Raw genomic sequence first — 24999 nt, 5'->3', positions numbered from 1 at the left:
ATGACGAACCCCTCAGTTGTGGCTGTGCAGAACCTCGTTCAGGCCGCCCCACACCGCGTTGTTCGGCCGCGCCTCGACGGTTCCGGTCACCGAGTTGCGGCGGAAGAGGATGTTCGACGCCCCGGACAGCTCGCGAGCCTTGACGATCTGCCCGTCGGGCATGGTCACGCGGGTGCCAGCGGTGACGTACAGCCCCGCCTCGACCACGCACTCGTCGCCGAGGGCGATACCGACGCCCGCCTCGGCGCCGATCAGACAGCGCTCGCCGATCGTGATGCGGACGTTGCCGCCGCCGGAGAGGGTGCCCATGGTGGAGGCGCCGCCGCCGATGTCGGAGCCGTCGCCGACCACGACCCCGGCCGAGATGCGGCCCTCGACCATCGAGGTGCCGAGCGTGCCCGCGTTGAAGTTCACGAAGCCCTCGTGCATGACGGTGGTGCCCTCGGCGAGGTGCGCGCCGAGCCGGACGCGGTCGGCGTCGGCGATGCGGACGCCCTTGGGGGCGACGTAGTCCGTCATGCGCGGGAACTTGTCGATGGACGTCACCTGGAGGTGCAGCCCCTCGGCGCGGGCGTTGAGCCGCGCCTTCTCGACGTCGTCCACGGCGACCGGGCCGAGCGAGGTCCAGGCGACGTTGGCGAGGTGGCCGAAGATGCCGTCCAGGCTCTGGCCGTGCGGCTTCACGAGGCGGTGCGAGAGCAGGTGCAGCCGCAGGTAGGTGTCGTGCGCGTCGATCGGCTTCTCATCCAGTGAGGCGATGACCGTACGGACCGCGACCACTTCGACCCCCCGGCGGGCGTCGGGCCCGACGGCTTTGGCGGCGCCTTCGCCGAGCAGCTCGACGGCACGCTCGGCGGAGAGCCGCTCGGTGCCGGCCGGGCCGGGCTCTGCGGACAGTTCGGGCGCGGGGAACCAGGTGTCGAGGACGGTGCCGTCGGCCGTGAGGGTGGCGAGGCCTGCGGCGACGGCGCCGGTGGTGCGAGTAGCAGTCGTGTCGGTCATGGGTGAAACCTAACGCGGCCCGGGCCGCGCGGGCGAACCGATCCACCCGGCATCTCACGTGCCGAGCGCCCCGTACGCCCCCCTGCGGGGCGACCCGGCGGGAGCCCGCCCTGCCACCGCACATCCCACCTCACATCCCCCCGCACCGCCCCCTCCCCCTCAGCCGATCACCCGCCCCAACGCCTCCCGCGCATACCCCTCGTCGTACGTCGTCCCCGTCAGCAGCACCTGCAGACAGATTCCGTCCACCAGTGCGACGAGCGCCCGCGCGGTGACGGGGTCGGTGCGGCGGGCGAGGGGTTCGGCCAGGCCCTGGACCCATTCGGCGGCGACGGGGCGCAGGGCGGGGCGGCGCAGCGCGGCGAGGTAGAGCTCGTACTCCAGTTCCACCCCCGTACGGTCGCCCGCGAGCCACTCGCCCATCAGCCCGGCGAGCTCGCCGGCGAGGTCGGCCCGGGGGTCCTCCAGCGCGCCGCGCGCGGCGACCACCTTGGCGAAGCCCTCGTTCGCCTGGCGCAGCGCGGCGACCATGAGTTCGTCGAGGGTCTTGAAGTGGTACGTGGTGGAGCCGAGCGGCACATCGGCCTCGGCCGCGACGGAGCGGTGGCTCAGCCCGGCGAGCCCCTTGGCGCCCACCACCCGGATCGCCGCGTCGATGATCCGCTGCCGACGTTCGGGGTCGTAACGGCGGGGCGCCATCAGTGGGCTCCGCCGAGGTTCAGCACCACGACCCCGCCGATGATCAGCAGTATCCCGGCGACCTTCGTGAAGTTGAGCGCCTCGCCGAGGAACACCATGCCGATCGCGGCGATGACGGCGGTCCCGGCGCCGGCCCAGATCGCGTACGCCGTGCCGACCTGGACGGTCTTCAGGCACTGCGCGAGCAGCACGAAGGCGACGACGTAGCCGAGGACGGTGACCAGCGACGGCCAGGGCCTGCTGAAGCCCTCGCTGTACTTCATGGCGGTCGTGGCGGCGACCTCGGAGGCGATGGCTCCGGCGAGCAGCGTGTATCCCATGTGTACGAGTGTACGCATCGATGCGTACGCACGTACACAAAGAGGCCTGCCCGACTCGGTCGCCGGTCGAGAACCTGACACCGGAGGCGGGCGAGCGCGGACCGATCATGGGCGTGAACGACGACTCGATACCGGCGCCGGGACGCCGGTCGATCCCACCCGTGCCGTCCGACCGGCGAAATCGTAGCCGTACAAGGTCGGCCGTTCCCCCAGTACGGCCTCGCACAGCCGTATCTGAGTGGGCGTCAGCCGGGTGGTCCACCTGCCGGCCCGCGAGGCGTCCAGCGAGGCGCTACGGCTCTCTCGTCCCGGATACGTACTCCTCGCCCAAGTACCCGCACAGCCACCAGAGTTGGGCCTCCGGATCCGCCACCAGGCCCTCGAAGCACAGCTCGTACCAGCCGTCCGGGCCCCGCTCGCGGGCGTGCCTGCGCGTGGCATCCAGCCCGAGTTCGCGGAAGCGTGTCTCCTCGCGGCCGGTGATCCACCGTGCGAGCCCGGCCCGGTTGCCGCGCTCCTCCGGATCGCCGAAGCCCAACCGGCTCTCGTAGGCGGGGAGTACGAAGTCGCGTCGCGATGAGCCCGGACTTGGATCACACTGAGAATGCAATGTGAAGCCACCGCGTGAAGCCATCGCGCCCATGAACGCGCATGAACCCCCATGAATCCCCATGCGGCCACTGGATCAGTGGGGGAAACGGCTGCTCAGACCTCACCGGGTCCACTACTGTTTCACCAGTCGCGCACCCGGTTTCCACGGCTACCGCCGTTCCGTGTGTCTGCGCCCCCCTTTCTTGTACTGAGATCAGTAGACGAATCCGCGTGCGCCTCGGGCGACGCTGGAGGAACGCGCATGCCAGAAATAACGCCGGAGCCCGACCCCGACCCCGAGCCCGGGCCCGACCAGCCCGTGCCCACCTCGGAGGAACCCGCCTGGCGCCCCACTCCCCAGGGCACTCCCTACCCGGCGGAACTGCCCGCCTTCGTCGAGCCCCCACTGCCCTGGGTGTCCGGCGAGATCCCGGGCGAGGGACGGCTGCCAGGCACCCGTCGGCTGTGGTTGGCCGGCGGGCTCGCGGTGGCGGTTCTCATCGCCACCGCGACCGCCATCGCCGTACTGGACAGCAATACTGACGCCGCGTCGAAGAAGGAGGCGAACCACACCGCCTCCGACACGGACGTCCCGTTCATCCCCGGCTTCTCCGCCTCGGCCGACGGCACGGACAACGCCCCGGCCGGCAAGGCCGCCCTGTCCTCCCCGCGACCGTCCGGCTCGGGTTCCGGCTCCGCCTCCGCCTCGTCGGACGCGGCCTCGCCCAAACCCTCGGAACAGGGCTCCGACTCCGAGCAGGTCCCCGGCGACACCGCACCGTCGAAGACGCCCTCGCCGAGCAAGTCTCCGACGTCCAAGCCCGTCTCCTCGCGGAAGTCGCTCCAGTCGGTCAACTACCCCGACCGGTACTGGCACCTGAGCAACGGCCTCGTCCGTCTCGATCCGGTGGGTTCGGGCAGTTCGGAGTCGACCAGGCAGGAAGCCAGCTTCAAGGTGGTGCCGGGGCTCGACAACTCCAACTGCTACTCCTTCACCACCGCCGACGGCAGCTATCTGCGCCACCGCAACTTCTATCTGCGCGCAGACCGCAACGACGGCTCCGGCCTCTTCCGCAAGGACGCCACCTTCTGCCCCCGGACGTCCCCGTACACCGGCGCCGTCATGCTGGAGTCGATCAACTACCCCGGCCGCTATCTGCGCCACCGCAACTTCCAGCTCCGCCTGGAAAAATACGACAACACCCAGCTCTTCCGCGCGGACTCGGCCTTCCGCGTGGTGAACGGCTGGACCTGAGGCGACCTGACCCGACCGCAGGAACAGCCGTGGCCCCCGGCAAGCCGCCGGGGGCCACAGTCGTGTGCGCAGGTGCGGGTGGACTCAGACGTTGAACCCGAGCGCCCGCAGCTGCTCGCGTCCGTCGTCCGTGATCTTGTCCGGGCCCCACGGCGGCATCCAGACCCAGTTGATGCGCAGTTCGTTGACGATGCCGTCCGTGGCGGACTTGGCCTGGTCCTCGATGACGTCGGTGAGCGGGCAGGCCGCGGACGTCAGGGTCATGTCGATCGTCGCGATGTTCGCGTCGTCGATGTGGATGCCGTAGATCAGGCCGAGGTTGACGACGTCGATGCCCAGCTCGGGATCGACGACGTCGTACAGCGCCTCACGGAGTTCTTCCTCCGAGGCCGGCTTCGTCGTCAAGGTCTCGTTCTCGCTCATGCCGTCTTCCTCTCGGCGCTCCCGCCCAGAGCCTGGGCCGTCGCGTCCTTCCACGCCATCCAGCTCAGGAGAGCGCACTTGACCCGGGCCGGGTACTTGGAGACGCCGGCGAACGCGACCGCGTCCTCCAGCACCTCCTCCATCGCGTCGTCGGGCTCGATCCGGCCCTTGGACTGCATCAGCTCCAGGAAGGTCTCCTGGATCTTCTGCGCCTCGGACACGTCCTTGCCGACGAGGAGGTCGTTCAGCACGGACGCCGAGGCCTGGCTGATGGAGCAGCCCTGGCCCTCGTACGAGATGTCCGCGATCTGCTCGCCGTCGTACTTCACACGCAGCGTGATCTCGTCGCCGCATGTCGGGTTGACGTGGTGCACCTCGGCATCGCCATCCCGCAAGCCCCGCCCGTGCGGGTGCTTGTAGTGGTCCAGGATGACTTCCTGGTACATCGAATCCAGCTTCACAACGACTAACCTCGCGTCCTGTCGTCCGTTGCGCGGTCATCCGGCCGGGGGTCCGGGGGTTGTCCCCCGGGATGGCACAGCACGTCTCAGCCGCTCCTCAGCCGAAGAAATTCCGGACGTGCTCCAGGCCTTCGACCAACGCGTCGATCTCGGCCGGCGTGGAGTACAGATAGAACGACGCTCGCGTGGTCGCAGGAATTCCGTAGCGCAGGCAGACCGGGCGGGCGCAGTGGTGGCCGACCCGGACCGCGATGCCCTGCTCGTCCAGGACCTGGCCCACATCGTGCGGGTGGATGTCACCCAGCGTGAACGAGATCGCGGCGCCGCGGTCCTCGGCCGTGGTCGGGCCGATGATCCGCAGGTCGGGGACCTCACCGAGCAGCTTCACCGCGTACTCGGTGAGCGCGTGCTCATGGGCGAGGATCTTGTCCATGCCGATCGAGTTCAGATAGTCGATCGCCGCGCCGAGGCCGACCGCCTGCGCGATCGGGGGCGTGCCCGCCTCGAACTTGTGGGGCGCCGGGGCGTAGGTCGACGAGTGCATCGACACGGTCTCGATCATCTCGCCGCCACCGAGGAACGGCGGCAGGTCCTCCAGGAGCTCCTGGCGGCCCCAGAGGACACCGATGCCCGTCGGACCGCACATCTTGTGGCCGGTGAAGGCCACGAAGTCGGCCTGGAGAGCCTGGACGTCCAGCGGCATGTGCGGCGCGGCCTGCGAGGCGTCGATGCAGACCAGCGCGCCGACCTCCTGGGCGCGGCGCACTATGGCCTCGACCGGGTTCACGGTGCCCAGGATGTTCGACACCAGCACGAAGGAGACGATCTTCGTCTTCTCGGTGATGATCTCGTTGATGTTCGACAGGTCGAGACGGCCGTCGTCGGTCAGGCCGAACCACTTCAGCTTCGCGCCGGTGCGCTGCGCCAGCAGCTGCCACGGGACGATGTTGGAGTGGTGCTCCATCTCCGTGATGACGATCTCGGTCTCGTGGTCGACCCGGTAGGGCTCGTCGGCCCAGCCGAGCATGTTGGCCACGAGGTTGAGCGACTCGGAGGCGTTCTTGGTGAAGATCACCTCGTCGCGGCTCGGCGCGTTGATGAACGCGGCGACCTTGTCGCGCGCGCCCTCGTACAGCGCCGTGGCCTCCTCGGCGAGCACATGCACACCGCGGTGGACGTTGGCGTTGTACTGCTCGTAGTAACCACTGAGAGCGTCCAGCACCTGGCGCGGCTTCTGCGAGGTCGCCGCGTTGTCCAGGTACACGAGCTTCTTACCGTCGTGGACCAGGCGGTCCAGGATGGGGAAGTCCTTGCGGATCGCCTCGGTGTCGAGGAGGCCCGGCAGCTGCGTCACGCGGATACGCCACCCTTCGTGGTGTAGGCCTCGTAGCCCTCGTTCTCCAGCTTGTCGGCGAGTTCGGCGCCGCCGGACTCGACGATCCGGCCGCCGGAGAAGACGTGCACGAAGTCGGGCTTGATGTAGCGCAGGATGCGCGTGTAGTGGGTGATGAGCAGGGTGCCCACCTCGCCGGTCTCGCGGACGCGGTTGACGCCCTCGGACACCACGCGCAGAGCGTCGACGTCCAGACCGGAGTCGGTCTCGTCGAGGATCGCGATCTTCGGCTTGAGCAGCTCCAGCTGAAGGATCTCGTGGCGCTTCTTCTCACCGCCGGAGAAGCCCTCGTTGACATTGCGCTCGGCGAAGGCCGGGTCCATGGAGAGGCGCTCCATGGTCTCCTTGACCTCCTTCACCCAGGTACGCAGCTTGGGGGCCTCGCCGCGGACGGCGGTGGCGGAGGTGCGCAGGAAGTTGGAGACGGAGACACCGGGGATCTCGACCGGGTACTGCATCGCCAGGAACAGGCCCGCGCGGGCGCGCTCGTCGACGGACATCTCCAGGACGTTCTCGCCGTCGAGGGTGACGGTGCCGCCGGTGATCGTGTACTTCGGGTGGCCCGCGAGCGAGTAGGCGAGGGTCGACTTGCCGGAGCCGTTGGGGCCCATGATGGCGTGCGTCTCGCCCTGCTTCACGGTCAGGTCGACACCCTTGAGGATCTCCTTCGTGGCGTTGTCGGCCTCGACGGTGACGTGCAGGTCGTGGATTTCAAGCGTAGCCATGGGTTCCTCAGGACTCCTGGGTGAGGGAGACGAGCACATCGTCCCCTTCGATCTTTACGGGGTATACGGGGACGGGGCGCGTCGCGGGAAGGCCGGACGGTTTGCCGGTGCGGAGGTCGAACGCGGAGCCGTGCAGCCAGCACTCGATCTGGCAGTCCTCCACCTCGCCCTCGGAGAGCGAGACGTTCGCGTGCGAGCAGATGTCGTTGATCGCGAACACCTCCCCCTCGGTCTTCACCACCGAGACCGGCGTGCCGTCGAGCTCCACCCGCTTCGGGGTGTCGTCCTCCAGCTCGCTCAGCCCACAGGCGCGTACGAACGTCGACGAGACAGTCATCAGACGGACGCCTCCAGCTCCTCGTCGATCTTCACGAGGAGCCGCGCTTCGATGTCGTCGACACCGATCTGCTGGACCAGCTCGGCGAAGAAGCCGCGGACCACCAGTCGGCGGGCCTCGTCGGCGGGGATGCCACGGGCCATCAGGTAGAAGAGCTGTTCGTCGTCGAAGCGGCCGGTGGCGGAGGCGTGACCGGCGCCGACGATCTCGCCCGTCTCGATCTCCAGGTTCGGCACGGAGTCGACCCGGGCGCCGTCGGTCAGAACCAGGTTGCGGTTCATCTCGTAGGTGTCCGTGCCCTCGGCCTTGGCCTCGATGAGGACGTCGCCGATCCACACCGCGTGCGCGCCCTCGCCCTGGAGCGCGCCCTTGTAGGCGACGTTCGACTTGCAGTGCGGGGTGTTGTGGTCGACGAAGAGGCGGTGCTCCTGGTGCTGGCCCGCGTCCGTGAAGTACAGACCGAACAGCTCGGCCTCGCCGCCGGTGCCCGCGTAGGCGACGCGCGGGTGGAGGCGTACCAGGTCGCCGCCGAAGGTGACCACGAACGACTTGAAGGTGGCGTCCCGGCCGATCAGCGCGTTGTGCTGGCCCACGTGCACGGCCTTGTCGTCCCAGTCCTGGACGGAGACGACGGTGAGCTTGGCACCGTCGCCCAGGATGTAGTCGACGTTGGCGGCGACCACGGCGTCACCGGTGTGGTCGATGACGACGACGGCCTCGGCGAAGGCTCCGAGTTCCACGACCTGGTGGCCGTAGGCGACGCCGCCCTCGCCGTGCACGGCGATGCGGATCGGCTCGGTGAGCACCGTCTCCTTGGGGACGGTGACGACACCGGCCTTCTCGAACGCCGAGTACGCCTGGGCGGCGACACGGTCCACCGGGGTGCCGGCCCTGCCGAGCCGGGCGTCGTCGCGGCCGACGGTCTCGACGATGACGCCCTCGGGCGCCTCGATGTCGACCTTGACGCCGTCGCCGGTGGCGACCGCGGTGCCGTCGTGCAGCCCGCGCAGCCGCTCCAGCGGGGTGAACCGCCATTCCTCCTCACGGCCATGGGGGACCGGGAAGTCGGCCACGTCGAAGGACGGGGGCGCGCTCATGCGCGTGGCGACGGTCGACTCGGCGGCCACCGCGATCTGGCCGGCGGTGGTGGACCCCACCGGAATATTCTGGGCCTCAGCCATGGCTGTCGGTCTGCTCTCTTTCCTACGTCGGAGTTCGCTGGCTGCTTGCGGAGGCCGGGGCTTAGCCGACCGCGCCTTCCATCTGCAGCTCGATCAGCCGGTTGAGCTCAAGGGCGTACTCCATGGGCAGCTCCTTGGCGATCGGCTCGACGAAGCCGCGCACGATCATCGCCATCGCCTCGAACTCCGTCAGACCACGGCTCATCAGGTAGAAGAGCTGGTCCTCGGAGACCTTGGAGACGGTCGCCTCGTGGCCCATGGACACGTCGTCCTCACGGACGTCGACGTACGGGTACGTGTCGGAGCGGGAGATGGTGTCGACGAGCAGCGCGTCGCACAGCACGTTCGACTTGGAGCCGTGGGCGCCCTCGCCGATCTCGACCAGACCGCGGTAGGACGTACGACCGCCACCACGCGCCACGGACTTCGACACGATGTTCGACGACGTGTTCGGCGCCATGTGCACCATCTTGGAGCCGGCGTCCTGGTGCTGGCCCTCGCCCGCGAAAGCGATGGACAGGGTCTCGCCCTTGGCGTGCTCGCCCATCAGGTAGACGGCCGGGTACTTCATGGTGACCTTGGAGCCGATGTTGCCGTCGATCCACTCCATGGTCGCGCCCTCGTACGCCACGGCGCGCTTGGTGACCAGGTTGTAGACGTTGTTCGACCAGTTCTGGATGGTCGTGTAGCGGCAGCGGGCGCCCTTCTTCACGATGATCTCGACCACCGCGGAGTGCAGGGAGTCCGACTTGTAGATCGGCGCCGTACAACCCTCGACGTAGTGGACGTAGGCGTCCTCGTCGACGATGATCAGCGTCCGCTCGAACTGGCCCATGTTCTCCGTGTTGATACGGAAGTAGGCCTGGAGCGGAATCTCGACCTGCACGCCCTTCGGCACGTAGATGAAGGACCCGCCGGACCACACCGCGGTGTTCAGCGACGCGAACTTGTTGTCGCCGACCGGGATGACCGTGCCGAAGTACTCCTTGAAGAGCTCCGGGTGCTCCTTCAGGGCGGTGTCGGTGTCGAGGAAGATGACGCCCTGCTCCTCCAGGTCCTCACGGATCTGGTGGTAGACGACCTCGGACTCGTACTGGGCCGCGACACCGGCGACGAGGCGCTGCTTCTCCGCCTCGGGGATGCCGAGCTTGTCGTACGTGTTCTTGATGTCCTCGGGCAGGTCCTCCCAGGACTCCGCCTGCTTCTCCGTGGAGCGCACGAAGTACTTGATGTTGTCGAAGTCGATGCCCGACAGGTCCGAGCCCCAGTTCGGCATCGGCTTCTTCTCGAAGAGGCGCAGGCCCTTGAGGCGGAGCTTGGTCATCCACTCCGGCTCGGACTTCTTCTGGGAGATGTCGCGGACGACGTCCTCGTTGATGCCTCGCTTGGCAGAGGCACCGGCCACGTCGGAGTCGGCCCAGCCGTATTCGTACGTACCCAGACCCTCGAGCTCGGGGTGGGCAGTCTCCTCGATGGGGAGCGTCATGCGGGGTTCCTCCCGGCGGTGCTTGCAGATGCGTTGAGGCCATGGAAATCGGATTCGGAAATCTTGGAAATCTTGGAAATCTTGGGGATGAACGTGGTGCACACACCATCGCCGTGGGCGATGGTGGCCAGCCGCTGCACATGGGTGCCGAGCAACTGGGAGAAGAACTCGGTCTCCGCCTCGCACAGCTGCGGGAACTGCTCGGCGACATGGGCGACCGGACAGTGGTGCTGGCAGAGCTGCTCGCCGACCGGTGCGCTACGCGCCGTAGCAGCGTACCCGTCCACGCTCAAGGCCTTGGCCAGCGCTTCCGTGCGCTCTTCGGGCGCGGCGGCCTCGACGGCCGTGCGGTACGCCTCCGCCTGGGCGGCCATCCGGGCGCGGGCGAAGGCGGCGACCGCCTCGCCCCCGCCCTCACGGGCCGCGATCCAGCGCAGCGCGTCCGCGGCGAGCTTGTCGTAGGACTGGTCGAAGGCGTCCCGGCCGCAGTCGGTCAGGGCGAACACCTTGGCGGGACGGCCGCGCGTACGCGCTCCGTAGACCCGTTGCTCACGTGCTTCCACGACGTCGTCGGCGACGAGGGCGTCGAGATGACGGCGCACCGCGGCCTGGGTGAGTCCCAGCCGTCCCGCGAGATCGGCCACCGTCGAGGGGCCGTGGTCCAGGATGGACCGCGCGACTCGGTTGCGGGTGGACCGCTCCCCGGTCGCGAGTTCCTCCTGAGGGGCCCCCACAGGGGTCTCCCGAGTCTCGCCAACGTTTTTCACAACGCCATTGTTGCGTAATTCCTCAGAGACTGACAAGCCGCGTCCTGAGGGGTGGACGGTGCCGTACGTCACTTAGGTATACCTAAGATGACCTGCGGAAACGATCTTTGATCGATCAATCCACTGGCTTCCGGCCGGGCTCTCGGGAAGACTCGCGAACCATGTCGACACCGCCTCCCACCGGCCCACTCGTCACGCGGGACACCCTCGCCACCCAGCTTCACTCGATCGGCGTCCGGCCCGGCGAAACGCTTCTGGTGCACTCCTCACTGAGCTCCCTCGGCTGGGTCAACGGCGGCCCGGTCGCCGTGGTCCAGGGACTGCTCGACGCGCTCGGCCCCGACGGCACCGTGGTCGTCCCCACCCAGTCCGGCGAGCTCTCCGACCCGGCGCTGTGGAGCAATCCGCCCGTGCCCGAGGAGTGGTGGTCGACCGTCCGGGCGACGATGCCCGCGTACGATCCCCTCGTCACGCCCTCGCGCGGGGTCGGAGTGATCCCGGAGACCGTCCGCACCTGGCCCGGCGCCCTGCGCAGCGCGCACCCGCAGACCTCCTTCGCGGCTCTCGGCCCGCGCGCGGCGGAGATCGTCGAGGAGCACGCGCCCGACTGCCGGCTCGGCGAGCGCAGCCCGCTGGCCCGTCTGGAGGCCCTGGACGCCCGGGTGCTCCTGCTCGGCGCGGGCTACGACACCTGCACCAGCTTCCACCTCGCCGAGTACCGCATATCCTCGCCCCTCGTCGAGGTGGGACGCCCGGTGCGGACCCCGCAGGGGGCGACCCGGTGGGAGGTCGTCACCGAGGTCTCGGTCGACTCCGACCGCTTCGACGAACTGGGCTCCGACTTCGAGCGGGACCGTCCCGTCGTACGGGGCCGGGTGGGCGCGGCCGACGTACGCCTGTTCCCGGTGGCCGACGCGGTGGCGTACGCGGCGCGCTGGCTCGCGCTGCATCGCCCCCGTGAGCCGTACCTGGATGCGGCCCCCGGCTCCCGGGCGCCCCGGAGGCGTCCTTAGACTTGCTCCTCATGCGAAGCGAGCCCGTGGTCCAGGTCCAGGCCCTGGTGAAGCGGTACGGCACGAAGACCGCGGTGGACGGCCTGGACCTGGTGGCCGAGGCGGGCATCACCGCCGTACTCGGCCCCAACGGCGCGGGCAAGACGACCACGGTCGAGACCTGCGAGGGGTACCGGAAGCCGGACTCCGGCACGGTGCGCGTCCTGGGCCTCGACCCGGTGCGACAGTCCGGGCAGCTGCACTCCCGCATCGGTGTGATGCTCCAGTCCGGCGGGGTCTACTCGGGCGCCCGGGCCGACGAGATGCTCCGGCACGTGGCGAAGCTCCACGCCCATCCGCTGGACGTGCCCACGCTCATCGAACGGCTCGGCCTCGACAGCTGCGGCCGTACGACCTACCGGCGGCTGTCGGGCGGTCAGCAGCAGCGCCTCGCGCTCGCGATGGCCGTGGTCGGACGCCCCGAGCTGGTCTTCCTCGACGAGCCGACCGCGGGCCTCGACCCGCAGGCCCGCCGCGCCACCTGGGACCTGGTCCGTGATCTGCGCGCCGACGGTGTCTCGGTGATCCTCACCACGCACTACATGGACGAGGCCGAGCAGCTCGCCGACGATGTCGCGATCATCGACGCGGGCAGGGTCATCACACAGGGCTCCCCCGAGCAGCTGTGCCGCGGCGGCGCCGAGAACACCCTGCGCTTCACCGGCCGCCCGGGCCTCGACGTCGGCTCCCTGCTCAAGGCCCTGCCGGCCGACTGCACGGCGGCCGAGCTGACACCCGGCTCGTACCGGATCGGCGGCAAGATCGATCCACAGCTGCTGGCGACGGTCACCTCCTGGTGCGCGCAGCACGGCGTGATGCCGGAGAAGATCTCGGTCGAACGCCACACCCTGGAAGACGTGTTTCTGGAGCTGACCGGCAAGGAGTTGCGCTCATGAGTGAGGCTCAATTGCATCTCGGCCGGGGGTCCGGGGGTTGCCCCCCGGGAAGACACAGCCTGGAGCTGACCGGCAAGGAGCTGCGTTCGTGACCACCGCCGGCATGTACACCCCGAAGCCGGGGGCGGCCCCGCTGCCCCGCATGATCCGCGCGCAGGCCGCCCTGGAGACGAGGATGCTGCTGCGCAACGGCGAGCAGCTCCTCCTGACGGCCGTCATCCCGACGCTGCTGCTGGTGCTGTTCAGTTCGGTCGACATCATCGACACCGGCAAGGGCGAGGCCGTCGACTTCCTGGCCCCCGGCATCCTCGCGCTCGCCGTGATGTCGACGGCGTTCACCGGCCAGGCGATCGCCACCGGCTTCGAGCGGCGGTACGGGGTGCTGAAGCGGCTCGCCGCCTCCCCGCTGCCCCGCTGGGGCCTGATGACCGCGAAGACGGCGTCCGTGCTGGTCACGGAGGTCCTCCAGGTCGTCCTGCTGACGGTGATCGCCTTCGCGCTGGGCTGGTCGCCGCACGGCAACCCGCCAGCGGTGCTGCTTCTGCTGATCCTCGGTACGGCCGCCTTCTCGGGCCTCGGCCTGCTGATGGCCGGCACGCTGAAGGCGGAGGCGACACTGGCCGCCGCGAACCTGGTCTTCCTGCTGCTGCTCGTGGGCGGCGGCGTGATCGTCCCGATGGACAAGTTCCCCTCCGGCGCCCAGGACGTGCTCGGTCTGCTGCCGATCTCGGCGCTCTCGGACGGACTGCGGGACGTCCTCCAGCACGGGGCGGGCATGCCGTGGGGCGATCTCGGGATCCTGGCCGTGTGGGCGGTCGTGGGCCTGGCAGCCGCGGGCAGGTTCTTCCGCTGGGAGTAGCGCCGCGGCTCTGGGAGCCGGTACGGCGGGCACCCGTCGAGGTGGCGATTTGCGTGGGTGCGGGGGTCTCGTGAAGGCGTGCACAAGCGGCCGCCTACGATGGGGCCCGTGCCAAAAGTGACCCGAGCCGACGCCGTAGCCTTCGCGCGCAACCCGCTCGCCCTCATCGCCGAACGCTGGACCCCGACCCCCCGGACGGTGCGACGCGCGGCCCTTGCCGCGCTCGTCATGTCGGTGGTCATCGTGGTGACCGGCGGCGCCGTGCGGCTGACCGGTTCGGGCCTCGGCTGCCCCACCTGGCCCGAGTGCGCCAACGGCTCGCTCACCCCCACCAGCGCGATGGACTTCCACGGCACCATCGAGTTCACCAACCGCATGCTGACCTACGTGCTGTGCGCGGCGGTCGGCTGGGCGATCATCGCCGCGCGTTCCGAGAAGCCGTGGCGGCGCGACCTCACCCGGCTCGGCTGGGCGCAGTTCTGGATCGTCATGAGCAACGCGGTCCTCGGCGGCATCGTCGTCCTGGTCGGCCTCAACCCCTACACGGTCGCCGCGCACTTCCTGCTCTCCACGGTGCTCATCACCGTGGCGACGGTCATGTGGCAGCGCACCCGCGAGGGCTCCGCCCAGCCCCGCCCGCTGGTCGGCAAGGCGGTGCGGCAGCTCGTGTGGTTCCTGGTCGTCGCCACTGTCCTGCTGATCGCGGTCGGCACGGTGGTCACCGGCGCGGGCCCGCACGCGGGCGACTCGAGCGAGGTCGACCGCATGCACGTGAACTGGGAGAACGTCGCCAAGCTGCACGCCGTGCTGGCCTGGATCGTGGTCACGCTGACGTTCGCCCTGTGGTTCGTCCTCAAGGCCGTCGACGCCCCCAAGGGCCCCCTGGACCGCACCCGCGACCTGTTCCTGATCCTTCTCGGCCAGGGCGTCATCGGTTACGTCCAGTACTTCACCGACCTCCCGGAGGCCCTGGTCGGCCTCCACATGTTCGGCTCCTGCCTGGTGTGGATCGGCGTCCTGCGCGTCCTGCTGTCGCTGCGCGAACGGCCCGAGGCCGTGGCGGATCTGCCGGGGCCCGCCACGGAGTCGGCGCTCACGCGCGCGTGAGTCACGCGTAGGTGCTCACCAGGTCGTCGATCGCGGGGCCCAGATAGCCGCGCGTCAGCTCGGCCCGGCGTCGCAGCCACTCCTCGGTGTGCGGCGCCGGATCCTCGTACCGCCGTCGCCATATGTCCTCGACCACGGCGACCGGCGCGCCGAGTTCCGGCAGCAGCTCCAGTGCCTCCCGCTTGGGGATCAGACGGCCCTCCCTGAGGGTGACGGTCGCACGGGCGAAGGTCACCATCCCCAGATCGACCCAGATGTCCCGCTCCCAGAGCGCGGCCTTGCGCACCGCGGGCCGCCAGAACTCCCTCTGCTCCCGTACGACGAAGGCGTCGAGCTCATGGTCGGGAGTGGGCGGCAGCAGATCCTCCGGCGGCTTGCCCCGCAGCACCAGGCCGAAGGCGTACAGCTCGCGGCGGGTGACCGGGGTGACCGGGCGCCTCAGCGGATGGTTGTGGGCCCAGGTGACGTACGACCGCTCGGTGTCGGCCATGGTGTCGGGGGTCAGATAGCTGCAGTGCAGCTTCTCGGCGAGCGGTTCGTCGGCGCGCAGCCGCCGGTGCAGCCGCACCCCCTGGCGGACCGTGGCCGGCGAAACGGGTCCCTCCAGGACCGCAATCAGGTCGAGATCGCTGCGTCCCTCCTGGTAGTCGCCCCCGGCGAGTGAACCGTGGGCCCACAGGGCCACCGGCGCGAGCGCACACAGTTCGGCGGCGAATCGATCCAGGAGTCGAGCAGTGGCGTAGGCGGTCATCCGCACAGTCTGAAGCCCTCCGGCGCCCAGCGGGAAGGGGCTCAGTCCACGCCGTACACCCGCCGTGCGTTGCCCGCCGCGATCAGTCCCGCCACCCGTTGCGCGTCCACCAGCGACCAGGCGCCCTCGGCGACCCAGGCACCGAACACCCGGGCGAGCGCCTCACGGAAGAGGCGGGCGCCGACCACATGGAGCTCGGGCAGGCCGTGGGCTCCGCTGGAGAAGAGGAGCTTGCCGAAGGGGGCCAGTTCCAGGATCTCGGAGAGGACGGCCACCGCCCGGGCTCCCGTACGCACGAGTGCGGCCCCCAGGTCGGCGTAGACATGCGGGAACACCCCGGCGAGGTGCGCCGCGTGGCGGTGGTACGGGTAGCCGTGCAGGAGGACGAGATCCGTGCCGAGCCCGGCCGTGGCGCGCGCGAAGTCGGTGAGCAGGACCGGGTCGGTGCGGTCGATGCGCAGGCCGGGTTCGCCGAGGCCGGCGTGGAGTTGGAGGGGCAGGCCCGAGGCGACCGCGATCCACAGCAGGTGGCGCAGCAGGACGGGGTCGCTGAGGGTCCCGCCCACCCGGCGGCCCGCGAGCCAGCGGCCCGCCGCGCCCCGCACCTCTCCCGGCCCGGGGGGCTCGGGCGCGAGCGCCAGGCCGTGTCGTCCGCCCGCGACGGAGGTGAAGGCGACGGCGTTCGCGGCGGCCCCGTGGACGGACTCGGCGAGATTGGCGAGAAAGGACTCGACGGTGCCCGAGGTGTCCGCGACCTGTTCGGCCAGCAGTTCCAGACGGACGACCTCGTGGGCGTGGGCGGCGCCCGCCGAGGCCATCTCGCTCGGCCCGGTCAGATCGCCGGGCAGCCCCGTGTCGACGAGATACGTGGTGATGCCGCTGCCCCGCAACAGCCTGCGGCCCGCTTCCAGGACGCCCAGTTCGCGGCGCCGGGCCAGATAGCGGGCGGGCGGGCAGTGCGGCTCCAGACCGAGCAGGGGCGGGCACCAGCGGCGTACCGCGAAGCCGGTCTGGGTGTCGAAGAAGGTGGTGCCGGGGGCCGGTGGGCCCTCGGTTCTGGCGAGGTGGGCCTCGAAGGTGCCGAGGCCCAGCTCCGTCCTCAGTACGCCGTGGCAGTACTGGTCCACCAGGGACGGCATTTCGATCATCCGGACTCCCCCGCGACTGGACCGTGCGTTCTGCACGTCCTAACGGGTGAGACGGGCGTCAGGTGTTGCTTGGGGCCGTATTGCCCCCCACCGGGTCAGCCGTTGCTCGGAGCGCCCAGCTGGATTCCCGCCATGCGCTTCCACTCGTACGGGCCCGTCCTGACCCTGGCCGCGAACTCGCCGTCGAACGTTTCGTGAACAGTGAGGTCGGCCTTCTTCACGGCCTCTTCGGCGATCGCGTAGGTGGGGGCCACCAGGTCGCCCCAGCCGCCGTCCGCGCCGACGAGCACGATCCGGGCGCCGCGCCGCCCGATGTACTCGACGTGTCCCTCGGCTCCGCCGTGCTCCTTGGCGAAGGCGTTGATCTGCTTGGCGAGCTTGGCCGCCCTGCGCTCGGCCTTGACGTCCCGGGCGGCGCCGGTGGTCTCGTCAACCTGCTGCGTGTCTGCCATGGTCAGGATGCTACCGACGGGTAGATCAAACGGCGACGGGCGGGGTGCGTGGCCTTGACCACGCACCCCGCCCGTCCGGGACCGGGAAGCCGTACTAGCGCAGGAAGGGGTCCACCGCGACCGCGACGAAGAGGATCGACACATAGGTGATCGACCAGTGGAACAGCCGCATCTCCTTGAGCTTCCCACCCGTCACCTCGGACTTGGCGCGGTTCTGCAGACCGTGCGCCTCCCACAGCCAGAACGCGCCCGCGCCGAGCGCGACCACGGTGTAGAACCAGCCCGTGTAGCCGAGCGGGGTGAGCAGCAGTGAGACCGCGACCATCACCCAGCTGTAGATGACGATCTGGCGGGCGACCACCTTGTTGGAGGCGACGACCGGCAGCATCGGCACGCCCACGCGCGCGTAGTCGTCCTTCACCTTCATGGACAGCGGCCAGTAGTGCGGCGGCGTCCAGAAGAACATCACGAGGAAGAGGACGACCGGCGCCCACGACATCGAGTTGGTGACGGCCGACCAGCCGATGAGTACCGGGAGGCAGCCGGCGATACCGCCCCAGACGATGTTCTGGGAGGTACGCCGCTTGAGGATCATCGTATAGACGACGACATAGAAGAGGAGCGCTCCGAGTGACAGCCAGGCGGACAGCCAGTTGACGGTCAGCCCGAACAGCAGCGTCGAGACGACCGCGAGCGAGATCCCGAAGGCCAGGCACTCGCGCGGGCTGACCATGCCGGTGACCAGCGGCCGCTGCGAGGTGCGCTCCATCAGGGCGTCGATGTCACGGTCGATGTACATGTTGAGCGCGTTGGCACCGCCCGCCGACAGGTAGCCGCCGAGGCAGGTGAGCAGGACCAGTTTGAGGTCGGGCACACCCTGTTGCGCCAGGAACATCACCGGAACGGTGGTGATCAGCAGCAGTTCGATGATCCGTGGCTTGGTCAGCGCCACGAACGCCTTGACACGGGCCCCGAACGGCCGGTGGCTCGGGCGGCTGCTCGTCCCGAGCACCCCCGCTGGACGGGATTCGACGGCCGTCACGCACACCCCTGACAGAGACTTCCCAGCAAGCCCCCAGGTGTGAACTCCCCGTAAAGGCTCGCGCGTACCACGCCACTGTAGACGTTGCCTATACCCCGACCTTCGCGGGGGTGGGGTCGTGTTGGGGGTGGCCCCACCAGGGGCGCGAGGAGGCTCGCGCAACGGGCGTGAGGAAACTCGATTGAGCACTCTTACGAGCGGCTCCGTATTCAGTTGCCGAACATGGATCGGACCGGTCGGGAGGCGGATCCCGGAGAGTCCCGGCAGTCTGGAATGACTCGAAAAAACGCGCGTACTTACGGGGGTAGGCTCGACAACGGCCGGTGGGCGCCCCAGTACACCGGTATTCGACATGTGGAACATGTGGAGAGGAGCCCTGACCCAGGGTGAGCACCAAGCCGACCACCACAGACCTCGAGTGGACCGAGTTGGACCAGCGGGCCGTGGACACCGCCCGCGTCCTGGCCGCCGATGCCGTACAGAAGGTCGGCAACGGCCATCCCGGTACGGCCATGAGTCTGGCGCCTGCCGCGTACACCCTCTTCCAGAAGGTGATGCGGCACGACCCGGCGGACCCCGACTGGACCGGACGCGACCGCTTCGTGCTGTCCGCGGGCCACTCGTCCCTGACCCTCTACACCCAGCTCTACCTGGCCGGGTTCGGCCTGGAGCTGGACGACCTGGAGGCCTTCCGCACCTGGGGCTCCCGCACTCCGGGCCACCCCGAGTACGGGCACACCCCCGGCGTGGAGACCACCACCGGCCCGCTCGGGCAGGGTGTCGCCAACGCGGTGGGCTTCGCGATGGCCGCCCGCTACGAGCGCGGTCTGTTCGACCCGGACACCGCGCAGGGCGAGTCCCCCTTCGACCACTTCGTCTACGCGATCGCCGGTGACGGCTGCCTCCAGGAGGGCATCTCCCACGAGGCGTCCTCCCTGGCCGGTCACCAGAAGCTCGGCAATCTGGTCCTGCTGTGGGACGACAACCACATCTCGATCGAGGGCGACACGGAGACCGCGGTCTCCGAGGACACCGTCAAGCGCTACGAGGCCTACGGCTGGCATGTGCAGCGCGTCGCCCCGAAGCCGGACGGCGACATCGACCCGCACGCCGTCTACAACGCGATCCAGGCCGCGAAGAAGGTGACGGACAAGCCGTCGTTCATCGCGATGCGCTCGATCATCGCCTGGCCCGCCCCCCACGCGCAGAACACCGAGGCCGCGCACGGCTCGGCGCTCGGCGAGGACGAGGTCGCGGCCACCAAGCGCGTCCTGGGCTTCGACCCGGAGAAGTCCTTCGAGGTCGCGGACGAGGTTCTCGCGCACACCCGCAAGGCCCTCGACCGCGGCCGTGAGGCCAGGGCCGAGTGGGACAAGGGCTTCCAGGAGTGGCGCACCGCTCAGCCCGAGCACGCCGCCGAGTTCGACCGGGTCGCCGCGAGCGAACTACCGGCCGGCTGGGAGGAGAAGCTCCCGGTGTTCGAGACGGGCAAGGGTCTCGCCACCCGTGCCGCGTCCGGCAAGGTGCTCCAGGCCCTCGGCGCGGTCATCCCCGAGCTGTGGGGCGGCTCCGCCGACCTCGCGGGCTCGAACAACACCACGATCGACAAGAACTCCTCGTTCCTGCCGGCCGACAACCCGCTGCCGGGCGCCGACCGGTACGGGCGCACGATCCACTTCGGCATCCGCGAGCACTCCATGGCCGCGGAGATGAACGGCATCACCCTGCACGGCAACACCCGCGTCTACGGCGGCACCTTCCTGGTGTTCTCCGACTACATGCGCAACGCCGTACGGCTGTCCGCGCTGATGCACCTGCCGGTGACATACGTGTGGACGCACGACTCCATCGGCCTCGGCGAGGACGGCCCGACCCACCAGCCGGTCGAGCACCTCGCCGCGCTGCGCGCCATCCCCGGCCTCAACGTCGTCCGGCCCGCGGACGCCAACGAGACCGCGGTCGCCTGGCGCGAGGTCCTCAAGCGCTACACGAAGGTCTTCGGCAAGGGCGCCCCGCACGGCCTCGTGCTGACCCGTCAGGGCGTACCGACGTACGAGCGCAACGAGGACGCCGCGAAGGGCGGTTACGTCCTGTTCGAGGCCGAGGGCGGCACGCCCGAGGTCATCCTCATCGGCACCGGTTCCGAGGTGCATGTCGCCGTCGAGGCGCGCGAGCAGCTCCAGGCCGCGGGCGTCCCGACGCGGGTCGTTTCCATGCCGTGCGTGGAGTGGTTCGAGGAGCAGGACCAGGGGTACCGGGACAGCGTCCTGCCGCCGTCGGTGAAGGCACGCGTCTCGGTCGAGGCCGGGATCGGTCTGACCTGGCACCGGTTCGTCGGGGACGCGGGACGCATTGTTTCGCTGGAGCACTTCGGTGCTTCGGCCGACGGCAAGGTCCTCTTCCGCGAATTCGGTTTCACTGCCGAGAACGTCGCATCCGCCGCCCGGGAATCGATCGCCGCAGCCCAGCGCTGACGCCGATATACGACACGTAGGAGATGCAATTTCCATGACAGACGCACTGAAGCGCCTCTCCGAGGAAGGCGTCGCGATCTGGCTGGACGACCTGTCGCGCAAGCGGATCACGTCCGGCAATCTTGCCGAACTGATCGACCAGCAGCACGTCGTGGGCGTCACCACCAACCCGTCGATCTTCCAGAAGGCGATCAGCAGCGGAGACGGCTACGAGCAGCAGCTCGCCGAACTCGCCGCCCGCAAGGTCACCGTCGACGAGGCCATCCGCATGATCACGACGGCGGACGTCCGTGACGCCGCCGACATCCTGCGCCCGGTCTTCGACGCGACGCAGGGCCAGGACGGCCGGGTCTCCATCGAGGTCGACCCGCGCCTGGCCCACAACACCACCGCGACCATCGCCGAGGCCAAGCAGCTGGCCTGGCTGGTGGACCGCCCCAACACACTCATCAAGATCCCGGCGACCAGGGCGGGCCTGCCCGCGATCACCGAGGTCATCGGCAGGGGCATCAGCGTCAACGTCACGCTGATCTTCTCGCTGGAGCGCTACCGCGAGGTCATGGACGCCTACCTGGCGGGACTGGAGAAGGCCAAGGCCGCGGGCCTGGACCTCTCCAAGATCCACTCGGTGGCGTCCTTCTTCGTGTCCCGCGTGGACACCGAGATCGACAAGCGGCTGGACGCCCTGGGCACCCCCGAGGCCAAGGCCGCCCGCGGCAAGGCGGCGCTCGCCAACGCCCGGCTCGCCTACCAGGCGTACGAGGAGGTCTTCTCCTCCGACCGCTGGGCCGCCCTCGACAGGGCGCAGGCGAACAAGCAGCGCCCGCTGTGGGCGTCGACCGGTGTCAAGGACCCGGCGTACAAGGACACCCTGTACGTCGACGATCTGGTGGCGCCGAACACGGTGAACACCATGCCGGAGGCCACCCTGCAGGCGGCCGAGGACCACGGCGACATCACCGGCAACACCATCGCCGGTACGTACGAGCAGTCCCGCGCGGAACTCGACGCGGTCGAGAAGCTCGGGATCTCGTACGACGACGTGGTCCAGCTCCTGGAGGACGAGGGGGTCGAGAAGTTCGCGACGTCCTGGAACGACCTGCTCAAGTCCACAGAGGCGGAGCTCAAGCGCCTCGCCCCTTCGGAGGGCTGAAACCTTGTCAAGCAGCAACCCGCTGCGTGACCCCGCAGACCGACGGCTCCCGCGTATCGCGGGGCCGTCGGGCCTGGTCATCTTCGGCGTCACGGGCGATTTGTCACGCAAAAAGCTGATGCCTGCCGTGTACGACCTCGCCAATCGCGGGCTCCTGCCGCCGGGCTTCTCGCTCGTCGGCTTCGCCCGCCGCGAGTGGAAGAACGAGGACTTCGCCCAGGAGGTCCACGACGCCGTCAAGGAACACGCCCGTACGGAGTTCCGCGAAGAGGTCTGGCAGCAGCTCATCCAGGGGATGCGCTTCGTCCAGGGCACCTTCGACGACGACGACGCGTTCGAGCGGCTGCGCGCCACGATCGACGAGCTGGACAAGGCACAGGGCACGGGCGGCAACTTCGCCTTCTACCTCTCCGTGCCGCCGTCCGCCTTCCCGGTGGTCATCAAGCAGCTGAAGAAGCACCACCTGGCCGATCAGTCGAACGGCTCCTGGCGGCGCGCGGTCATCGAGAAGCCCTTCGGCCACGACCTGAAGTCGGCCGAGGAACTCAACGCGATCGTGCATGAGGTCTTCGCCTCGGACCAGGTCTTCCGCATCGACCACTACCTGGGCAAGGAGACCGTCCAGAACATCCTGGCGCTCCGCTTCGCCAACACGATGTTCGAGCCGATCTGGAACCGGTCCTTCGTCGACCACATCCAGATCACCATGGCCGAGGACATCGGTATCGGCGGCCGGGCCGGCTACTACGACGGCATCGGCGCCGCCCGCGACGTCATCCAGAACCACCTCCTCCAGCTGATGGCCCTCACCGCGATGGAGGAGCCCTCCTCCTTCGACGCGGACGCCCTCGCCGCCGAGAAGACCAAGGTGCTCGGCGCGGTCCGGATCCCCAAGGACCTGGGCCGCGACACCGTGCGCGGGCAGTACGCGGCCGGCTGGCAGGGCGGCGAGAAGGCCGTCGGCTACCTCCAGGAAGACGGCATCGACGCCAAGTCGAAGACCGACACCTACGCCGCGATCAAGGTCGAGGTGGACAACCGCCGCTGGGCGGGCGTCCCCTTCTACCTCCGCACCGGCAAGCGTCTGGGCCGCCGCGTCACCGAGATCGCGGTGGTCTTCCAGCGCGCCCCGCACTCCCCCTTCGACCACACGGCGACGGAGGAGCTGGGGCAGAACGCGATCGTCTTCCGCGTCCAGCCCGACGAGGGTGTCACGGTCCGCTTCGGCTCCAAGGTGCCCGGCACCTCCATGGAGATCCGGGACGTCTCGATGGACTTCGCCTACGGCGAGTCGTTCACCGAGTCCAGCCCGGAGGCGTACGAGCGACTGATTCTCGACGTCCTGCTCGGCGACTCGAACCTCTTCCCGCGCACGGAGGAGGTCGAGCTGTCCTGGAAGATCCTCGACCCGATCGAGCAGTACTGGGACAAGCACGGCAAGCCCGCGCAGTACCCCTCGGGCACCTGGGGCCCCGTCGAGGCGGACGAAATGCTCGAACGAGACGGACGGAGCTGGCGTCGCCCATGAAAATAGACCTCACCGACTCCAATGCCAGCAAGATCAACAAGGCGCTGGTGCGGGGCCGCCGCGCCATCGGCACCCCCGCCGTCGGCATGGTGCTGACCCTCGTCATCGTCACCGACGAGGAGAACGCCTACGACGCCCTGAAGGCCGCCAACGAGGCCTCCCGCGAGCACCCCTCGCGCACCCTCGTGGTCATCAAGCGCGTCTCCCGCTCCGCCCGCGACCGCACGAAGTCGCGCCTCGACGCCGAGGTGCGGGTCGGCGCGGACGCGGGCACCGGCGAGACGGTCGTCCTGCGGCTGTACGGCGAGGTCGTCAGCCACGCCGACTCGGTCGTCCTGCCGCTGCTGCTGCCGGACGCGCCCGTCGTCGTCTGGTGGCCGGTGAACGCGCCGACCGACCCGGCCAAGGACCCGCTGGGCGCCCTGGCCCAGCGCCGGGTCACCGACACCCACGCGGCCGAGGCGCCGGTACGGGAGCTGGGCGCCCGGGCCGACGCCTACACCCCCGGGGACACCGACCTCTCCTGGACCCGCATCACGCCCTGGCGCTCGATGCTGGCCGCCGCCCTGGACCAGGTCACCTGCGAAGTGAACGCGGTCGAGGTGGAGGGCGAGGAGTTCAACCCGAGCGTGGAACTGCTCGCCATGTGGCTCGCGGACCGGCTCGACGTCCCCGTTCAGCGCCTGCGTTCCGCCGGCCCCGGCCTCACCGCCGTCCGGCTGGACACCAGCTGCGGCCCGATCGCCCTGGACCGCGCCGACGGCACCCTCGCGACCCTCTCCATCGAGGGCCAGCCCGACCGTGCGGTGGCGCTCAAGCGCCGCGACACGTCCGAGCTGATCGCGGAGGAACTGCGCCGGCTCGACCCGGACGACACCTACGCGTCGGCACTCCGGTACGGCGTGGACCGGCTGAACGGGCCGGCGACGGCCGGGACCGCCGAGGAGGAGTCGGCCACGGTCAAGGGAGCGGCAGCGGCCAAGGCCACCGCCGCCAAGGCGCCCGCGAAGAAGGCCCCGGCGAAGGTCACCGCGAAGAAGGCGGCCGCCAAGTGAGCACGCCGCAGCTCGTCGTGCACCGCGACAAGGAGCTGATGGCCCAGGCCGCCGCGGCCCGGCTGATCACCAAGGTCGTGGACGCGCAGGCCTCGCGCGGCTACGCCTCGGTGGTCCTCACCGGCGGGCGCAACGGCAACGGGCTCCTCGCGGCGCTCGCGGCCGCGCCCGCCCGGGACGCCGTCGACTGGGGCCGTATCGACCTGTGGTGGGGCGACGAGCGGTTCCTGCCCGCCGGCGACCCGGACCGCAACGACACACAGGCCCGTGCGGCGCTCCTGGACTCGGTGCCGGTGGACCCCGCTCGGGTGCACTCGATGCCCACGTCCGACGGCCCGTACGGCGCCGACGTGGACGCGGCGGCGGAGGCGTACGCGGCCGAACTCGCGAAGGCCTCCGGGCCCGAGAACCACGGTTCCGTGCCCTCCTTCGACGTGCTGATGCTCGGTGTCGGCCCCGACACCCATGTGGCCTCGCTCTTCCCGGAGCTGCCCGCGGTGCGGGAGACGGAGCGGACGGTGGTGGGTGTGCACGGCGCGCCGAAGCCGCCGCCGACCCGGGTCTCCCTCACCCTCCCCGCGATCCGTTCCGCCCGCGAGGTGTGGTTGCTGGCGGCCGGCGAGGACAAGGCACAGGCCGCGGCGATCGCCCTGTCGGGCGCGGGCGAGGTACAGGCTCCGGCCGCGGGCGCCCGCGGCCGCTCCCGGACCCTGTGGCTCCTGGACGCGGCGGCGGCATCCCAGCTCCCGCGCTCCCTGTATCCCCCGGCGTCGCCGTGAGCTAGCACCATCGGGGTGGCAGGGGCGTCATCTCGCCCCTGCCGCCCCGATATTTTTATGCTT

General features: G+C 69.6%; 26 protein-coding genes. 10 read left to right on the top strand and 16 right to left on the bottom strand.

Annotated elements, in window-relative coordinates; translation table 11 throughout:
- Positions 1–12: 12 nt before the first annotated feature.
- The 4 genes from dapD to RV986_RS39240 all read right to left on the bottom strand — a co-directional run bounded on the left by dapD (position 13) and on the right by RV986_RS39240 (position 2559).
- Positions 13–1002: a 2,3,4,5-tetrahydropyridine-2,6-dicarboxylate N-succinyltransferase gene (dapD, locus tag RV986_RS39255; RefSeq protein WP_475921934.1), complete on the bottom strand. Its 990-nt coding sequence runs from the start codon at positions 1000–1002 to the stop codon at positions 13–15.
- Between the two features lie 159 nt (positions 1003–1161).
- On the bottom strand, positions 1162–1701 hold the full coding sequence (locus tag RV986_RS39250; RefSeq protein WP_475921933.1) for a TetR/AcrR family transcriptional regulator: 540 nt from the start codon (positions 1699–1701) through the stop codon (positions 1162–1164).
- Positions 1701–2039, bottom strand: a complete 339-nt coding sequence (locus RV986_RS39245) for a DMT family transporter (protein ID WP_475921932.1) — start codon at positions 2037–2039, stop codon at positions 1701–1703. The genes RV986_RS39250 and RV986_RS39245 overlap by 1 nt, the downstream gene beginning before the upstream one ends.
- A 274-nt stretch (positions 2040–2313) precedes the next feature.
- Positions 2314–2559 carry a hypothetical protein gene (locus RV986_RS39240; RefSeq protein ID WP_475921931.1) on the bottom strand — a complete coding sequence of 82 codons (246 nt, stop codon included), beginning with the start codon at positions 2557–2559 and terminating at the stop codon, positions 2314–2316.
- 315 nt (positions 2560–2874) lie between these two features.
- Here RV986_RS39240 and RV986_RS39235 point away from each other — a divergent pair, with 315 nt between their 5' ends.
- Positions 2875–3867 (top strand): AbfB domain-containing protein, encoded by a 993-nt coding sequence (locus tag RV986_RS39235; protein WP_475921930.1) that lies wholly within the window; start codon positions 2875–2877, stop codon positions 3865–3867.
- An 84-nt stretch (positions 3868–3951) separates the two neighbouring features.
- Here RV986_RS39235 and RV986_RS39230 read toward each other — a convergent pair whose 3' ends face one another.
- From RV986_RS39230 to RV986_RS39195, 8 genes are all read right to left on the bottom strand, one after another.
- Entirely contained in the window at positions 3952–4290 is a 339-nt protein-coding gene (locus tag RV986_RS39230; protein WP_101405825.1) for a metal-sulfur cluster assembly factor, read from the bottom strand.
- Entirely contained in the window at positions 4287–4751 is a 465-nt protein-coding gene (sufU, locus tag RV986_RS39225) for a Fe-S cluster assembly sulfur transfer protein SufU (RefSeq protein ID WP_475921929.1), read from the bottom strand. Before sufU ends, RV986_RS39230 begins: the two co-directional genes overlap by 4 nt.
- A 97-nt stretch (positions 4752–4848) precedes the next feature.
- Complete coding sequence (locus tag RV986_RS39220) at positions 4849–6105, bottom strand: cysteine desulfurase (protein ID WP_475921928.1); 1257 nt, start codon at positions 6103–6105, stop codon at positions 4849–4851.
- Positions 6102–6869, bottom strand: a complete 768-nt coding sequence (sufC, locus tag RV986_RS39215) for a Fe-S cluster assembly ATPase SufC (protein ID WP_475921927.1) — start codon at positions 6867–6869, stop codon at positions 6102–6104. Before sufC ends, RV986_RS39220 begins: the two co-directional genes overlap by 4 nt.
- Before the next feature lie 7 nt (positions 6870–6876).
- Positions 6877–7206: a non-heme iron oxygenase ferredoxin subunit gene (locus tag RV986_RS39210; RefSeq protein WP_475921926.1), complete on the bottom strand. Its 330-nt coding sequence runs from the start codon at positions 7204–7206 to the stop codon at positions 6877–6879.
- Entirely contained in the window at positions 7206–8387 is a 1182-nt protein-coding gene (sufD, locus tag RV986_RS39205) for a Fe-S cluster assembly protein SufD (protein WP_475921925.1), read from the bottom strand. Before sufD ends, RV986_RS39210 begins: the two co-directional genes overlap by 1 nt.
- A gap of 61 nt (positions 8388–8448) precedes the next feature.
- Positions 8449–9873 (bottom strand): Fe-S cluster assembly protein SufB, encoded by a 1425-nt coding sequence (sufB, locus tag RV986_RS39200; RefSeq protein WP_475921924.1) that lies wholly within the window; start codon positions 9871–9873, stop codon positions 8449–8451.
- Entirely contained in the window at positions 9870–10640 is a 771-nt protein-coding gene (locus tag RV986_RS39195; protein WP_475921923.1) for a helix-turn-helix transcriptional regulator, read from the bottom strand. The genes sufB and RV986_RS39195 overlap by 4 nt, the downstream gene beginning before the upstream one ends.
- A gap of 161 nt (positions 10641–10801) precedes the next feature.
- Here RV986_RS39195 and RV986_RS39190 point away from each other — a divergent pair, with 161 nt between their 5' ends.
- The 4 genes from RV986_RS39190 (at position 10802) to RV986_RS39175 (ending at position 14554) form a co-directional block, all read left to right on the top strand.
- Entirely contained in the window at positions 10802–11653 is an 852-nt protein-coding gene (locus RV986_RS39190; RefSeq protein ID WP_475921922.1) for an AAC(3) family N-acetyltransferase, read from the top strand.
- A gap of 11 nt (positions 11654–11664) precedes the next feature.
- The gene (locus RV986_RS39185; RefSeq protein ID WP_475921921.1) at positions 11665–12588 is read left to right on the top strand and encodes an ABC transporter ATP-binding protein; all 924 of its coding nucleotides are present in this window, start codon (positions 11665–11667) and stop codon (positions 12586–12588) included.
- A 103-nt stretch (positions 12589–12691) separates the two neighbouring features.
- Complete coding sequence (locus RV986_RS39180; RefSeq protein ID WP_475924598.1) at positions 12692–13447, top strand: ABC transporter permease; 756 nt, start codon at positions 12692–12694, stop codon at positions 13445–13447.
- 99 nt (positions 13448–13546) lie between these two features.
- Positions 13547–14554: a COX15/CtaA family protein gene (locus tag RV986_RS39175; RefSeq protein WP_475921920.1), complete on the top strand. Its 1008-nt coding sequence runs from the start codon at positions 13547–13549 to the stop codon at positions 14552–14554.
- Position 14555: 1 nt separating this feature from the next.
- Here the strand turns inward: RV986_RS39175 and RV986_RS39170 are convergent, their stop codons facing one another.
- From RV986_RS39170 to RV986_RS39155, 4 genes are all read right to left on the bottom strand, one after another.
- Positions 14556–15305: a nucleotidyltransferase domain-containing protein gene (locus RV986_RS39170; protein ID WP_475921919.1), complete on the bottom strand. Its 750-nt coding sequence runs from the start codon at positions 15303–15305 to the stop codon at positions 14556–14558.
- 41 nt (positions 15306–15346) lie between these two features.
- On the bottom strand, positions 15347–16453 hold the full coding sequence (locus RV986_RS39165; RefSeq protein ID WP_475921918.1) for an amidohydrolase family protein: 1107 nt from the start codon (positions 16451–16453) through the stop codon (positions 15347–15349).
- Between the two features lie 95 nt (positions 16454–16548).
- Positions 16549–16905 carry a hypothetical protein gene (locus RV986_RS39160; RefSeq protein WP_475921917.1) on the bottom strand — a complete coding sequence of 119 codons (357 nt, stop codon included), beginning with the start codon at positions 16903–16905 and terminating at the stop codon, positions 16549–16551.
- A gap of 94 nt (positions 16906–16999) precedes the next feature.
- On the bottom strand, positions 17000–17953 hold the full coding sequence (locus RV986_RS39155) for a heme o synthase (protein WP_475921916.1): 954 nt from the start codon (positions 17951–17953) through the stop codon (positions 17000–17002).
- 380 nt (positions 17954–18333) lie between these two features.
- Here RV986_RS39155 and tkt point away from each other — a divergent pair, with 380 nt between their 5' ends.
- Genes tkt through pgl form a run of 5 tightly spaced genes read left to right on the top strand, consistent with a single transcriptional unit; the run spans position 18334 to position 24936 of the window.
- Positions 18334–20421: a transketolase gene (gene tkt / locus RV986_RS39150; protein ID WP_475921915.1), complete on the top strand. Its 2088-nt coding sequence runs from the start codon at positions 18334–18336 to the stop codon at positions 20419–20421.
- Between the two features lie 34 nt (positions 20422–20455).
- Positions 20456–21574, top strand: coding sequence for a transaldolase (gene tal / locus RV986_RS39145; protein WP_475921914.1), 1119 nt, complete (start codon positions 20456–20458; stop codon positions 21572–21574).
- Positions 21575–21578: 4 nt separating this feature from the next.
- Positions 21579–23102: a glucose-6-phosphate dehydrogenase gene (gene zwf / locus RV986_RS39140; RefSeq protein ID WP_475921913.1), complete on the top strand. Its 1524-nt coding sequence runs from the start codon at positions 21579–21581 to the stop codon at positions 23100–23102.
- Positions 23099–24157 carry a glucose-6-phosphate dehydrogenase assembly protein OpcA gene (gene opcA, locus RV986_RS39135; RefSeq protein ID WP_475921912.1) on the top strand — a complete coding sequence of 353 codons (1059 nt, stop codon included), beginning with the start codon at positions 23099–23101 and terminating at the stop codon, positions 24155–24157. The genes zwf and opcA overlap by 4 nt, the downstream gene beginning before the upstream one ends.
- Positions 24154–24936 carry a 6-phosphogluconolactonase gene (pgl, locus tag RV986_RS39130; RefSeq protein WP_475921911.1) on the top strand — a complete coding sequence of 261 codons (783 nt, stop codon included), beginning with the start codon at positions 24154–24156 and terminating at the stop codon, positions 24934–24936. The genes opcA and pgl overlap by 4 nt, the downstream gene beginning before the upstream one ends.
- Positions 24937–24999: the final 63 nt, after the last annotated feature.

The organism is Streptomyces sp. RLA012 (genome assembly GCF_056270325.1).
This window is presented reverse-complemented; position numbering and strand designations above follow the sequence as displayed.

Excerpts from the sequence above, each read along its gene's own strand:
- RV986_RS39180 (WP_475924598.1), top strand. The coding sequence starts at position 12,692 with ATGTACACCCCGAAGCCGGGGGCGGCCCCGCTGCCCCGCATGATCCGC.
- sufC (WP_475921927.1), bottom strand. The coding sequence starts at position 6,869 with ATGGCTACGCTTGAAATCCACGACCTGCACGTCACCGTCGAGGCCGAC.
- sufB (WP_475921924.1), bottom strand. The coding sequence starts at position 9,873 with ATGACGCTCCCCATCGAGGAGACTGCCCACCCCGAGCTCGAGGGTCTG.
- RV986_RS39185 (WP_475921921.1), top strand. The coding sequence starts at position 11,665 with ATGCGAAGCGAGCCCGTGGTCCAGGTCCAGGCCCTGGTGAAGCGGTAC.
- RV986_RS39165 (WP_475921918.1), bottom strand. The coding sequence starts at position 16,453 with ATGATCGAAATGCCGTCCCTGGTGGACCAGTACTGCCACGGCGTACTG.
- opcA (WP_475921912.1), top strand. The coding sequence starts at position 23,099 with ATGAAAATAGACCTCACCGACTCCAATGCCAGCAAGATCAACAAGGCG.
- dapD (WP_475921934.1), bottom strand. The coding sequence starts at position 1,002 with ATGACCGACACGACTGCTACTCGCACCACCGGCGCCGTCGCCGCAGGC.
- RV986_RS39175 (WP_475921920.1), top strand. The coding sequence starts at position 13,547 with ATGGGGCCCGTGCCAAAAGTGACCCGAGCCGACGCCGTAGCCTTCGCG.
- RV986_RS39235 (WP_475921930.1), top strand. The coding sequence starts at position 2,875 with ATGCCAGAAATAACGCCGGAGCCCGACCCCGACCCCGAGCCCGGGCCC.
- RV986_RS39160 (WP_475921917.1), bottom strand. The coding sequence starts at position 16,905 with ATGGCAGACACGCAGCAGGTTGACGAGACCACCGGCGCCGCCCGGGAC.
- RV986_RS39245 (WP_475921932.1), bottom strand. The coding sequence starts at position 2,039 with ATGCGTACACTCGTACACATGGGATACACGCTGCTCGCCGGAGCCATC.
- RV986_RS39190 (WP_475921922.1), top strand. The coding sequence starts at position 10,802 with ATGTCGACACCGCCTCCCACCGGCCCACTCGTCACGCGGGACACCCTC.
- RV986_RS39250 (WP_475921933.1), bottom strand. The coding sequence starts at position 1,701 with ATGGCGCCCCGCCGTTACGACCCCGAACGTCGGCAGCGGATCATCGAC.
- RV986_RS39210 (WP_475921926.1), bottom strand. The coding sequence starts at position 7,206 with ATGACTGTCTCGTCGACGTTCGTACGCGCCTGTGGGCTGAGCGAGCTG.
- RV986_RS39170 (WP_475921919.1), bottom strand. The coding sequence starts at position 15,305 with ATGACCGCCTACGCCACTGCTCGACTCCTGGATCGATTCGCCGCCGAA.
- tal (WP_475921914.1), top strand. The coding sequence starts at position 20,456 with ATGACAGACGCACTGAAGCGCCTCTCCGAGGAAGGCGTCGCGATCTGG.
- RV986_RS39230 (WP_101405825.1), bottom strand. The coding sequence starts at position 4,290 with ATGAGCGAGAACGAGACCTTGACGACGAAGCCGGCCTCGGAGGAAGAA.
- sufD (WP_475921925.1), bottom strand. The coding sequence starts at position 8,387 with ATGGCTGAGGCCCAGAATATTCCGGTGGGGTCCACCACCGCCGGCCAG.